Source organism: Pseudomonas sp. NPDC090203 (assembly GCF_044746765.1).
GTDB lineage: Bacteria > Pseudomonadota > Gammaproteobacteria > Pseudomonadales > Pseudomonadaceae > Aquipseudomonas > Aquipseudomonas putida_AD.
The window spans coordinates 25197-37876 of sequence record NZ_JBIVCV010000009.1 but is presented as its reverse complement, the minus strand read 5'-3'; the positions used below and the strand labels follow the sequence as shown (position 1 = coordinate 37876).

Sequence of the window (12680 nt, the reverse complement as noted above, 5' to 3'; positions counted from 1 at the left end):
TCTGCGCGCGCCCGCCCCCGTCGGGTGTTTCAGCCCACAGCCTTTTTCCCCCCCCCCCCCCCCCCCCCCCCCCCCCCCCCGCTCCTACAGGCGTAAACCATCTATATACCTGATAAATACCCCGCAAAATCGTCACCCATTCATCGCCCGAGCAGGCATACCATAGGCGCCATTCCCACCTGTTCCGGAGTGAGCCCCATGACTCAATTACGCAAAGTGCTGTCGATCCAGGCCGGTCAACCGACCTCGGACGGTGCTGGCGTCAAGCTGACCCGCGTGTTCGGCGGCCCCGGCGTCGAGGCGTTCGACCCGTTCCTGATGCTCGACGAATTCGGCTCCGACAAACCCGACGACTACATCGCGGGCTTCCCGCCACACCCCCATCGCGGTTTCGAAACCGTGACCTACATGCTCGAAGGCCGCATGCGCCACGAAGACCACATGGGCAACGTGGGCCTGTTGCAGGGCGGCGGCGTGCAGTGGATGACCGCCGCCCGCGGCGTGATCCACAGCGAAATGCCCGAGCAGGAAGAAGGCGTGATGCGCGGCTTCCAGCTGTGGCTGAACCTGCCGGGCAAGTCGAAGATGGGCGACGCCGGCTACGACGACATCCAGCCCGAGCGCATCCCCAGGATTACCACGCCGGACGGCGTCGAGGTGGTGGTGATCGCCGGCCAGTTCGACGACGGCCAGGTGCAGCAGGCCGGCGTGGTGCAGCGCCCTGACACCGAGCCGCAGTATTTCGACTTGCACATCCCGGCAGGCAAAAACATCAGCCCGATCGTGCCTGAAGGTCATCGCGTGCTGCTGTACGTGTACGAAGGCGAGATCGAGATCGCAGGCCAGCCGCAGAAACTCGGCAAGAGCCGTCTGGCAAGGCTGTCGGAAAGCGGCGAGCTGCAACTGAGCACCGCAACCGGCGCCAAGGTGCTGTTGATCGCCGGCAAGCCCCTGGGCGAGCCGATCGTGCAGTACGGCCCGTTCGTGATGAACAGCCGCGAAGAGATCGAGCAGGCGCTGCGCGATTTTCGCGATGACAAGTTGACTGCGTAGTCCTGGACCACCTCAACCTGTAGGAGCGCGCTTGCCCGCGACGCGATCTGTCTGCTCCACAAATGGTGGCTGACAGGCCGTCGTCGCGGGCAAGCGCGCTCCTACAAAGACAACCGCATCATTCCAACTGCAAGAACCTCATCAACTGCTCCTTCTGGGCCAGCGCATCGCGGCGGCCCAGTTCGATCAGCTCGCTGCAATACCCCGACTCGAACAGCAGATAACTCAGCACCCCTGCCCCGCTGGTCTTGGTCGCGCCCGGCCCGCGCAAAAACGTGCGCAGGGCCGGTGGCAGTTCGCGGCGGTGGCGCGCGGCGATTTCGTCGATGGGCTGGCTGGGAGAAATCACCAGCACCTCCACCGGCGCCAGAGATTGCGCCGGTGTCGGCTGTTCGGACACCTGCGGCGACGGCTCCGGCATCACAGGCATCATGCGGCTGAGCAGATTGAGCCGCTCAAGCAGCTCGATATCGCTCTCAAGGCTGTCAATGAAGGTGCTGTTGAGCATGTGCCCGCCAATCTGCGCCAGGCTCGGCTGCGCACCACTGACCGTCCGCTGCACCGGCGCGTTGGCGCCCAGGCCCCGGGGGTTGCCGCTGACGCCCACCACCAGCACCCGATTGGCCCCCAGGTGCAGCGCCGGGCTGATCGGCGCCGACTGACGCACCGCGCCATCGCCGAAGTATTCGTGTTCGAGTTTGACCGGGGCGAACAACAGCGGGATCGCCGAGCTTGCCAGCAGGTGATCCACCGTCAGCCGGGTCGGCAAACCGATGCGCCGATGCCGCAGCCAGGAATCGATGGTGCCGCGCCCCTGATAGAAAGTGACGGCTTGCCCCGATTCATAACCGAAGGCGGTGATCGCCACGGCCCGCAGGTGCTGGCCATCGATGGCCTGATCGATACCTGCCAGGTCCAGACGCTCGGTCAGCAGATCACGCAGGGGCGAGCTGTTGAGCAGCGCCACCGGCACTTGCTTGCGACCGATGCCGAGCAGGCTGCGACCGAAGAAGCGAGCGGCCTGGCGAATCACTCCGGCCCAGTCGCTGCGCAGCACCTGATGGCTGCGAAAGCTCTGCCAGAACAGCGTCAGTTCATGAATGGCGGTACGAAATTCTGCGGCGCCGCTGGCCAGCTTCACCGCATTGATGGCGCCAGCGGACGTGCCGACGATCACCGGGAACGGGTTTTTCGCACCGATGGGCAAAAGGTCCGCGATGCCCGCAAGCACCCCGACCTGATAGGCGGCGCGGGCACCGCCTCCCGAGAGAATCAATCCTGTGACCGGTTCGATGCCCACCGGTGCCTGTGACGCGCTATTGACTGCTTGTTGTTCTATTGCGCTTGTGGTCATGAAGCCTCGGCTCCCGGTGTCAGCCACGCTTTTTATAGAGTTTCGGCTCGCCCGGCGGTCGGCTCTTGAAGCGTCGGTGCGCCCACAGGTATTGCTCGGGGCACTGGGTGACCGCACGTTCCACCCACTGGTTGATACGAATGCAATCGGCCTCGTCGCTTTCGCCGGGGAAGTCGGTGAGCGGCGGGTGCAAGACCAGTTGGTAGCCGCTGCCGTCGTCCAGGCGGCGCTGGGTGAACGGCACCACGATGGCGCGGCCCAGGCTTGCGAACTTGCTGGTGGCAGGCACGGTCGCTGCCTGGATACCGAACAGCGGCACGAAAATGCTCTGCTTGGCGCCGTAGTCCTGGTCGGGCGCGTACCAGATGGCGCGGCCCTTGCGCAGTTGCTTGATCATGCCGCGCACGTCCTCGCGCTCCACGGCGATCGAATCCAGGTTGTGCCGCTCGCGGCCACGGCGCTGAACGAAGTCGAACAGCGCGTTCTTGTGCTCGCGGTACATGCCGTCAATGGTGTGCTGCTGACCGAGGAGGGCCGCGCCGATCTCGAGGGTGGTGAAGTGCAGCGCCATCAGGATCACGCCCTGCCCTTCGGCCTGGGCTTTTTGCAAATGCTCCAGACCCTCGATGTGCGCCAGCCTGGCCAGACGCTCACGGCTCCACCACCAGCTCATGGCCATCTCGAAGAACGCAACGCCGGTGGAGGCGAAGTTTTCCTTGAGCAGGCGCTTGCGCTCGGCCTTGGAGTACTGCGGGAAACACAGCTCCAGGTTGCGCTTGGCGATGATCCGGCGGTCGGTGGCGAAGTAATACATGATCGCGCCCAAGGTGCGACCGATTGCCACCAGCGCACGGAACGGCAACTGCACGATCAGCCAGAGCAAACCCAGCCCCAGCCACAGCGGCCAGTAGCGCGGATGAAGAAAACGGGCTTGAAAACGCGGGCGATCCATTACAGCTTCCATCGGGACAAAGGCGGGCATTCTACATCGTATCGACCCTCCCGGTGGCCTCTCGTCGCCAACGCGGGCACTGCGCCTCCCTTGCGGCTGGCGGGCGTTCTCGTTATAAGTCTCGGCACTTTTAGCGACAAGCCGCTGTATGCCGACATGAGCCAAATCGAATTGCAAGACAAGGATCCCGTGTTCCAGCTGAAGGGCAGCATGCTGGCCATCACCGTGCTGGAACTGGGCCGCAACAACCTCGAAGCGCTGGATCGTCAACTGGCGGCCAAGGTCGCCCAGGCGCCGAATTTCTTCAGCAACACCCCGCTGGTGCTGGCGCTGGACAAGCTGCCGCCCAACGAAGGCGCGGTGGATCTGCCGGGCATGATGCGCATCTGTCGCCAGCACGGCCTGCGTACCCTGGCCATCCGCGCCAACCGCATCGAAGACATCGCCGCCGCCATCGCCATCGACCTGCCTGTATTGCCACCATCGGGTGCGCGTGAACGGCCCCTCGATCCGACGGAAGGCGAGGTGAAGAAAAAGCCCGAAGTGATCGAAAAACCGCCCGAGCCGCAGATCAAGCCGACCAAGATAATCACGGCCCCCGTGCGCGGCGGCCAGCAGATTTACGCGCAAGGTTCGGACCTGGTGGTGGTTTCCTCGGTCAGTCCCGGTGCGGAACTTCTGGCCGATGGCAACATCCATGTTTACGGCCCCATGCGGGGTCGGGCCCTGGCGGGGATCAAAGGCGACACCAAAGCGCGGATTTTCTGCCAGCAAATGGCCGCCGAATTGATCTCCATCGCAGGCCAGTACAAGGTTTCCGAAGACTTGCGCCGCGATCCTCTCTGGGGAGCCGGGGTACAGGTCAGTCTGTCCGGGGATGTGTTGAACATCACCCGTCTTTAACGGATACTGCGCCATTTTCCAAGCAACGCTGATACGTAGTGAATTCGAGGCAAAGGACACGGAAAATTCGGGAAACCAGCAGTTTTCTCGATCAGGGAAGCTTTAACCGGCTCAACGTTTCCAACTTTGCTTGTTCGCGGCGACATCGGGCGGGGCTCTTCAGGGACTCATTGTCCTTTTTCCTCTAGGGGTGAAACACCTTGGCCAAGATTCTCGTGGTTACATCCGGCAAGGGTGGTGTGGGCAAGACCACCACCAGCGCCGCTATCGGTACCGGCCTCGCTCTGCGCGGCCACAAGACAGTCATCGTCGACTTCGACGTCGGCCTGCGTAACCTGGACCTCATCATGGGTTGCGAGCGTCGCGTGGTGTACGACTTCGTCAACGTGGTCAACGGCGAAGCCAACCTGCAACAGGCCCTGATCAAGGACAAGAAGATCGAAGGCCTGTACGTCCTGGCCGCCAGCCAGACCCGTGACAAGGAAGCGCTGACCAAGGACGGCGTGGAAAAGGTCCTGATGGAACTCAAGGAATCCTTCGAGTACATCGTCTGCGACTCCCCTGCCGGTATCGAAACGGGCGCTCACCTGGCGATGTACTTCGCTGACGAAGCGATCGTGGTGACCAACCCTGAAGTCTCGTCGGTTCGTGACTCGGACCGGATGCTGGGCCTGCTGGCCAGCAAATCCCGTCGCGCCGAGCGCAACGAAGACCCGATCAAGGAACACCTGCTGCTGACCCGCTACAACCCTGAGCGCGTGAGCAAGGGCGAAATGCTGGGCGTGGAAGACGTCAAGGAAATCCTGGCCGTGACCCTGCTGGGCGTGATTCCAGAATCCCAGGCGGTGCTCAAGGCATCCAACCAGGGCGTGCCGGTCATCCTCGACGACCAGAGCGACGCCGGTCAGGCGTACAGCGATGCCGTCGACCGCCTGCTGGGCAAAGACCGTGAGCACCGCTTCCTGGACGTACAGAAAAAAGGATTTTTCGAACGCCTGTTCGGGGGTAATTAATGAACATTTTTGACTTCTTTCGTGCCAACAAAAAGCAAAGTACCGCGTCGGTCGCGAAAGAGCGTCTACAGATCATCGTGGCGCATGAACGCGGCCAACGCAGTACCCCGGATTACCTGCCTGCCCTGCAGAAGGAGCTGGTCGAAGTGATCCGTAAATACGTCCAGATCGAGGACGATAAAGTGCAGGTTGCCCTGGATAACGAGGGCAGCTATTCGATTCTGGAACTCAACATCACATTGCCTGATCGTTGATTCAAGAAGCGTCGCCACGGCGGCTCGCTTGTCCAGGCCCTTCGCGGGGCCCGGGCGGGCGAGCCGCCGTTGGCGTTTTAAGAGGTGTGTTTGTAGATGCCGCTGTCCAATGTTCACATTCTCCACCAGGACGACGCCGTTCTGGTGGTGAACAAACCCACCCTGCTGCTCTCGGTGCCTGGCCGCGCCGACGACAACAAGGACTGCCTGATCACGCGCCTCCAGGAAAACGGCTATCCCGATGCGCTGATCGTGCATCGTCTGGACTGGGAGACGTCGGGGATCATCCTGCTGGCGCGCAACGCCGATGCGCACCGCGAGCTTTCCCGCCAGTTTCATGACCGGGAAACCGAAAAGGCCTACACCGCGCTGGCCTGGGGACAGCCGACACTGGACAGCGGCAGCATCGACCTGCCGTTGCGCTACGACCCGCCGACCAAACCGCGGCACGTGGTCGATCACGAGTTCGGCAAGCATGCGCTGACGTTCTGGAAGGTGCTGGAGCGCCACGACACGCACTGTCGGGTCGAACTGACGCCGATCACCGGCCGTTCGCACCAGTTGCGCGTGCACATGCTGTCCATCGGGCACCCTCTGCTGGGAGATGGCCTGTACGCGCATCCGGAGGCGCTGGCGGCATATCCACGGCTGTGCCTGCATGCAAGCATGCTGACATTCACGCATCCCGTAACAAAAGAACGCCTGCGGTTTGAGTGCCCTGCGCCGTTTTGAGGGGTTGGAATGGTTACTCTGATGCCCTTTCGGGCCTTGTCGCGGGCAAGCGCGCTCCTACATCTTTTGCAACGTGCCGTATTCTGACAGACCGAGGCTAACAACGCGGTCCATCAGGCCATGGCGCGTTGCAACAAATGTAGGAGCGCGCTTGCCCGCGACAAGGCCCGATAGGGCTTCAACGTATCAATCCCAAGCCAGGCCACCCAACGATACAACCTTTCTTCCAGCCCTCTCGCCCCCACCGGGATTGGCCTGTAAACTCCCGCCATTGCTGTCTGGAGTAACTTATGCGCGAAGAGTTGAACCAAGGCCTGATCGATTTCCTCAAGGCCTCTCCCACCCCGTTTCACGCCACCGCAAGCCTGGTGCAGCGCCTGGAAGGTGCCGGTTACCAGCGTCTGGACGAGCGTGATACCTGGCACACCGAAGCCGGCGGCCGCTATTACGTCACCCGCAACGACTCTTCCATCGTCGCCTTCAAACTGGGCCGTCTTTCTCCGCTGATCGGCGGGATTCGCCTGGTCGGCGCCCACACTGACAGCCCGTGCCTGCGGGTCAAGCCGCAGCCTGAACTGCAGCGCCAGGGCTTCTGGCAGTTGGGCGTGGAAGTCTACGGCGGCGCCCTGCTCGCGCCGTGGTTCGACCGCGACCTGTCGCTGGCCGGCCGCGTGACCTTCCGCCGTGACGGCAAGGTCGAAAGCCAGTTGATCGACTTCAAGCTGCCCATCGCGATCATCCCCAACCTGGCGATCCACCTCAACCGTACCGCCAACGAAGGCTGGCCGATCAACCCGCAGAACGAACTGCCGCCGATCCTGGCCCAGGTCGCAGGCGACGAGCGCGCTGACTTCCGCGCCCTGCTGACCGACCAGCTTGCACGCGAGCATGGCCTGAACGCCGACGTGGTGCTCGATTACGAGCTGAGCTTCTACGACACCCAGAGCGCGGCCGTCATTGGCCTGAACGGCGAATTCATCGCCGGCGCCAGGCTGGACAACCTGCTGTCGTGCTTCGCCGGCCTGCAAGCCCTGCTCAACGCCGACGGCGATGAAACCTGCCTGTTGATCTGCACCGACCACGAAGAAGTCGGTTCGACCTCAGCCTGCGGTGCCGACGGCCCGATGCTGGAACAGGTGCTGCAACGCCTGCTGCCCGGCGACGACTACGTGCGTACCATCCAGAAGTCGCTGCTGATTTCCGCCGACAACGCCCACGGCGTGCATCCCAACTACGCGGAAAAGCACGACGGCAACCACGGCCCGAAACTCAACGCGGGCCCGGTCATCAAGGTCAACACCAACCAGCGCTACGCCACCAACAGCGAGACGGCGGGCTTCTTCCGTCACCTGTGCATGGCCGAAGAAGTGCCGGTGCAAAGCTTCGTGGTGCGCACCGACATGGCCTGTGGCTCGACCATCGGCCCGATCACCGCAGGCCATCTGGGCGTGCGCACGGTGGATATCGGCCTGCCGACGTTCGCCATGCACTCGATCCGTGAACTGGCCGGCAGCCAGGATCTGGCGCATCTGGTAAAAGTACTCACCGCGTTCTATGCCAGCGCCGAGTTGCCCTAAGCCGCAGCGCCGAAAGCTTGCTGACCGGCATAACACGATCCCGTAGCAGCACGGCTTGCCGGCGGGGGCGGTGCATCAGTGACAGATGCACCGCCTGACACACCGCTCCCGCCGGCAAGCCGTGCTGCTACGAATCACCTCGCATGCTGAACTGCGCGATGCCGGCCAGTCGGTATCTACACTCACATGGTCCTACTGATTCAAGGTTGACTGCCCGGTGACTGCCCCTTCCCGTTCTAGCGCCCTGTCGCGTCTTTTTCTGATCTGCCTGCTGGCGCTGTTCCCGTTCGCCCTGTCCCAGGCGGCCGGACTGCCGAGCCTGTTGGGCGGCCAGAAAACCCAGCCTCAGGCGCAGGAGCCGTTGGGCCAGTCGCTGGACGAGGTCATCACTTCGCTGGAAAACGACCAGCAACGGGCCAAATTGCTCGAAGACCTGAAAAAGCTGCGCGATGCCACCAAGAAAGCCCAGCCCAATGCCGAACAAGGCGTGCTGGGCCTGATTGGCAGCACGCTGTCGGAATTCGAGAAACAGTTCACCGGCGACGACAGCCCGCTGAGCCGCTGGGGCTTCGAGCTGGAGCAGGCCGAGCAGGAACTGATGACGCTGATGCTGCCGGCCAATCAATGGTGGCCGATCATCTTCAGCTTTGCCGTGGTCATCGCGCTGTGGAGCCTGCTGGCCTCGGCGCTGATCTGGCTCAGCCACCGGGTGCGGGTGCGGTTCGGCCTGTCCGAGGAATTGCCGCAACACCCCCGCCCCACCGACATGCTGCGGTTCGCCTTACGCAAGCTCGGTCCCTGGCTGATCGCGCTGGTCATCACGGTTTACCTGAGCTACTCGCTGCCGCCGTCCCTGGGCCGTGATCTGGCGATGGTGCTGGCTTACGCCCTGGTGGTCGGCACCCTATTCTCCGCGATCTGCGTCATTGCGTTTTCCCTGCTCGATGGCCCCCATCGCCATCAGGCGTTGTACATCCTGCGGCACCAGGCGTTCAGGCCGCTGTGGTGGATCGGCAGCTTTGCCGCCTTCGGCGAGGCCTTGAGCGACCCGCGACTGATCGCAAGTCTGGGCGTGCACCTGGCGCACACCGCCGCGACCCTGGCCAACGTCATGGCCGCGCTGTCCACCGGCTTGTTCGTCATCCGTTTCCGCCGCCCGATTGCCCACCTGATCCGCAACCAGCCACTGGCCCGTCGCCTCAAGCGCCGCGCCTTGAGCGACACCATCGAAATTCTCGGCAGCTTCTGGTTCCTGCCGGCGCTGGTGCTGGTGGGCGTGTCGCTGTTCGCCACCTTTTTCTCGGCCGGCGACACCAGCACGGCGCTGCGCCAGTCGCTGATCTGCACGGTGCTGCTGGTGTTGTGCATGGTCATCAACGGCCTGGTGCGTCGCCACTCGCAAAAACCGGCCCACGGCCACAAGCGCCACGCGCTGTACTCGGAGCGGCTGAAAAGCTTCTTCTACACCGTGGCCCACCTGCTGGTGTGGCTGCTGTTCATCGAACTGGGCCTGCGGGTCTGGGGCCTGTCGCTGATCCGCTTCGCCGAGGGCGACGGCCACGACATCAGCGTGCGCGTCATTGGCCTGGCAACCACGCTGATCTTCGCCTGGCTGGTGTGGATCCTTGCTGACACGGGGATTCACCACGCCCTGACGCGCTCGCGCAAAGGCCTGGCCAACGCCCGCGCCCAGACCATGATGCCGCTGATCCGCAACGTGCTGTTCGTGACCATTTTCATCATCGCGGTGATCGTGGCACTGGCGAACATGGGCATGAACGTCACGCCACTGCTGGCCGGTGCCGGTGTGATCGGTCTGGCAATCGGTTTCGGTGCGCAGTCACTGGTGGCGGACCTGATCACCGGCCTGTTCATCATCATCGAAGACTCGCTGGCCATCGATGACTACGTGGACGTCGGCGGGCACCTGGGCACCGTGGAAGGCCTGACCATCCGCACCGTGCGCCTGCGCGACATCGACGGCATCGTGCACACCATCCCGTTCAGCGAGATCAAGAGCATCCAGAACTACTCGCGGGAGTTCGGCTACGCGATTTTCCGCATCGCGATTCCGTCGAACATGAACATCGACGACGCCCTGAAGATGATCCGCGACGTCGGCCAGAAGATGCGCACCGACCCGCTGCAACGGCGCAACATCTGGTCGCCGCTGGAGATTCAGGGTGTGGAGAGCTTCGACTCGGGCAACGCGATCCTGCGCGCCCGCTTCAAGACCGCGCCGATCAAGCAGTGGGAGGTCTCCCGTGCGTTCAACCTGTCGCTCAAGCGCTACATGGACGAAGCCGGCATGGACCTGGCCACCCCGCGCCTGAACGTGCAGGTCAGCACCAGCGGCGGCAGCGTGAGCGACCTGCGCGGCAAGAAGGGCGACTCAGCAAAGACTTGAGGCAAACATCGATCCCGTAGCAGCACGGCTTGCCGGCGGGAGCGGTGTGTCAGACGAAGCATCCGTCACTGACACTCCGCCCCCGCCGGCAAGCGGAGCGCCGCCCGGCCGTGCTGCTACGGTTGGGAGGTGTCGGCTACGACTGCACTCACATGAATCGCATCATGGCGCCAATACTCCAGGTCGCAGTCGATCAGCCGGCCACGCTGGTCGTGGTTGACCCGCGCGATGCGCAACCCCGGGCTGCCAATCGACACCTTCAACGCCCCGGCCGCCTCCACCGGCAGCGCCGTGGGCACCATCTCGAAACGCACCTGGCCGTAACGAATGTCGTAATGCCGGGCGTACAGCTCGGTCAGTGACTGGTTCAGGTCGAAATCGAGAATCTGCGGGAAGAATTCCGGGTTCAGGTAGTGCTCGACATACAGCACCAGTCGCTCGTCGATACGTCGCACGCGGCAGATCTGGATCACGCTGGAAAGCGCAGGCAACTGCAGCAATTCGCAGATCGCGGCCGAGGCCGGCTGCAAACGCGCCGAAATCACCTGGGTCGCCGGCACCCGCCCCTGGGCCTGGACCATCGCATGGAAGTGGCTGCGGCGCATCAAATCATAGGCCAGGCGCGGCGGCGAGATGAACCAGCCCCGGCGTTCCTCGCGATAGATCAGCCCCTGCGCTTCGAGCTGCACCAACGCCTCACGCAATGTAATGCGCGTGGTGTCGAATACTTCACTGAGCTTGCGTTCGGCGGGCAGCTTGCTGCCGGGCGGCAGCAGACCATGCTCGATCTGCTCCTGCAGGGCATTGCAGATCGTGGTCACCGCTCGAGGCATTTCCTGGCGCATTGCGTTACCTATCTGGACTAGACCAGCGCTATCGGAGGGCAAGGTCTGCAACTCTACGGCCCGCTCTGGATGCCTTGGAGCCTAGGCAGACTAGATGACTGTTACGTGACAATCCAGCGTGAAGCGCTTGAAAAATCACACAATAAAAAGAAATTAGCCTTTTCGTATCAGGCACTTGGGCATGGTCTACGCTTACTCCACAGCTCACTCCTGCGCCACACGTCGCCCCGGGAAATGCCGGTCCAGACACGAAAGTGTCATGAGACTGGCCTAACTTGGCTCAGGTATTGCTGATCTAGACCAACCCAATCGCAAGGCGCACTTCCCCGACCCCTTTTCACATAATCGTCGTGAAGTAACGTCGTTCAATACCAAAGGAGCTTCGAATGAAACACCTTTTGCTGGCATCACTCCTGGGTTCGGCCATCGCGCTGAGCACATCGGCCATGGCCGCTGACACCGACCTCAAGACCCTGGAAGCCGCGGCCAAGACCGAAGGCGCGATCAACAGTGTGGGCATGCCCGACGATTGGGCGAACTGGAAAGGCACCTGGACCGACCTCACCGCCAAGTACGGCCTGGTGCACATGGACACCGACATGAGCTCGGCCCAGGAAGTGGCCAAGTTCGATGCTGAAAAAGACAACGCCAGCGCCGACATCGGTGACGTCGGCGCCGCCTTCGGCCCTATCGCCGTGACCAAGGGCGTGACCCAGCCGTACAAACCGACCACCTGGGACAAGGTTCCGGACTGGGCCAAGGACAAGGACGGTCACTGGGCGCTGGCCTACACCGGCACCATCGCTTTCATCGTCAACAAGAAGCTGCTGCACGGCTCTGACGTTCCGACCAAATGGGCTGACCTGAAAAGCGGCAAATACAAGGTCACCATCGGTGACGTGAGCACCGCAGCCCAGGCTGCCAACGGTGTCCTGGCCGCCGCCATTGCCATGAAGGGCGATGAAACCAACATCGAACCTGGCCTGCAGCTGTTCACTGAGCTGGCCAAGCAGAAGCGCCTGGGCATCAACAACCCGACCATCCAGACCATGGAAAAAGGCGAAGTGGAAGTCGGCATCGTCTGGGACTTCAACGGCCTGAGCTACAAGGCCAAGATGGCCAACCCGGATGACTACGTGGTGCTGATTCCGTCCGACGGCTCGGTCAAGTCGGGCTACACCACCATCATCAACAAATACGCCAAGCACCCGAACGCTGCGAAGCTGACCCGCGAGTACATCTTCAGCGACGAAGGCCAGATCAACCTGGCCAAGGGCAACGCCCGCCCGATCCGCGCCGAAACCGGCCTGAAACTGCCGGAAGACATCGCGAAAAACCTGATCCCGTCCGAGCAGTACGTCAAGGCCAATCCTCAGCCGATCAAGAACGCCGACGCCTGGGAAAAAACCTCCAAGGCCCTGCCGCAGAAGTGGAACGAGCAGGTCATCGTAGAGATGCAGTGATCGTTAACCCAATGAGAGCGCTGTAGATGTAGGAGCGCGCTTGCCCGCGATGACGACGTGTCACCAACATTTTTGGTGTATGACACAACGCGGTCGCGGGCAAGCGCGCTCCTACGACCCCCGGTGT

11 protein-coding genes are annotated in these 12680 nt (G+C 62.6%); 8 read left to right on the top strand and 3 right to left on the bottom strand.

The annotated features are described in order from the left end of the window. The first annotated feature begins 198 nt into the window (after positions 1 to 198). Positions 199 to 1053 carry a pirin family protein gene (locus tag ACIPO9_RS16700; protein WP_274135768.1) on the top strand — a complete coding sequence of 285 codons (855 nt, stop codon included), beginning with the start codon at positions 199 to 201 and terminating at the stop codon, positions 1051 to 1053. Positions 1054 to 1171: 118 nt separating this feature from the next. On the opposite strand, the gene ACIPO9_RS16695 is transcribed toward ACIPO9_RS16700, so the two are convergent. Both ACIPO9_RS16695 and ACIPO9_RS16690 read right to left on the bottom strand, forming a co-directional pair. Next, the gene (locus ACIPO9_RS16695; RefSeq protein WP_400782168.1) at positions 1172 to 2407 is read right to left on the bottom strand and encodes a patatin-like phospholipase family protein; all 1236 of its coding nucleotides are present in this window, start codon (positions 2405 to 2407) and stop codon (positions 1172 to 1174) included. Between the two features lie 19 nt (positions 2408 to 2426). Then, on the bottom strand, positions 2427 to 3359 hold the full coding sequence (locus ACIPO9_RS16690) for a lipid A biosynthesis lauroyl acyltransferase (RefSeq protein WP_274135766.1): 933 nt from the start codon (positions 3357 to 3359) through the stop codon (positions 2427 to 2429). Between the two features lie 156 nt (positions 3360 to 3515). Here ACIPO9_RS16690 and minC point away from each other — a divergent pair, with 156 nt between their 5' ends. The 6 genes from minC (at position 3516) to ACIPO9_RS16660 (ending at position 10245) form a co-directional block, all read left to right on the top strand. After that, positions 3516 to 4262: a septum site-determining protein MinC gene (minC, locus tag ACIPO9_RS16685; protein WP_274135765.1), complete on the top strand. Its 747-nt coding sequence runs from the start codon at positions 3516 to 3518 to the stop codon at positions 4260 to 4262. 200 nt (positions 4263 to 4462) lie between these two features. Next, a complete protein-coding gene (gene minD / locus ACIPO9_RS16680; protein ID WP_081565987.1) occupies positions 4463 to 5275 on the top strand; it encodes a septum site-determining protein MinD in 813 nt (270 codons plus the stop codon). Continuing rightward, positions 5275 to 5529 carry a cell division topological specificity factor MinE gene (minE, locus tag ACIPO9_RS16675; protein WP_274135763.1) on the top strand — a complete coding sequence of 85 codons (255 nt, stop codon included), beginning with the start codon at positions 5275 to 5277 and terminating at the stop codon, positions 5527 to 5529. The genes minD and minE overlap by 1 nt, the downstream gene beginning before the upstream one ends. A 96-nt stretch (positions 5530 to 5625) precedes the next feature. Beyond that, positions 5626 to 6261 (top strand): RluA family pseudouridine synthase, encoded by a 636-nt coding sequence (locus tag ACIPO9_RS16670; protein WP_400610027.1) that lies wholly within the window; start codon positions 5626 to 5628, stop codon positions 6259 to 6261. 290 nt (positions 6262 to 6551) lie between these two features. Beyond that, positions 6552 to 7838, top strand: coding sequence for a M18 family aminopeptidase (locus ACIPO9_RS16665; RefSeq protein ID WP_274135761.1), 1287 nt, complete (start codon positions 6552 to 6554; stop codon positions 7836 to 7838). Positions 7839 to 8055: 217 nt separating this feature from the next. Beyond that, complete coding sequence (locus ACIPO9_RS16660; RefSeq protein WP_400782165.1) at positions 8056 to 10245, top strand: mechanosensitive ion channel family protein; 2190 nt, start codon at positions 8056 to 8058, stop codon at positions 10243 to 10245. A gap of 116 nt (positions 10246 to 10361) precedes the next feature. Here ACIPO9_RS16660 and phnR read toward each other — a convergent pair whose 3' ends face one another. Then, complete coding sequence (phnR, locus tag ACIPO9_RS16655; RefSeq protein ID WP_400782163.1) at positions 10362 to 11090, bottom strand: phosphonate utilization transcriptional regulator PhnR; 729 nt, start codon at positions 11088 to 11090, stop codon at positions 10362 to 10364. A 386-nt stretch (positions 11091 to 11476) separates the two neighbouring features. Here phnR and ACIPO9_RS16650 point away from each other — a divergent pair, with 386 nt between their 5' ends. Next, positions 11477 to 12553 carry an ABC transporter substrate-binding protein gene (locus ACIPO9_RS16650; protein WP_400610020.1) on the top strand — a complete coding sequence of 359 codons (1077 nt, stop codon included), beginning with the start codon at positions 11477 to 11479 and terminating at the stop codon, positions 12551 to 12553. Positions 12554 to 12680 lie beyond the last annotated feature (127 nt).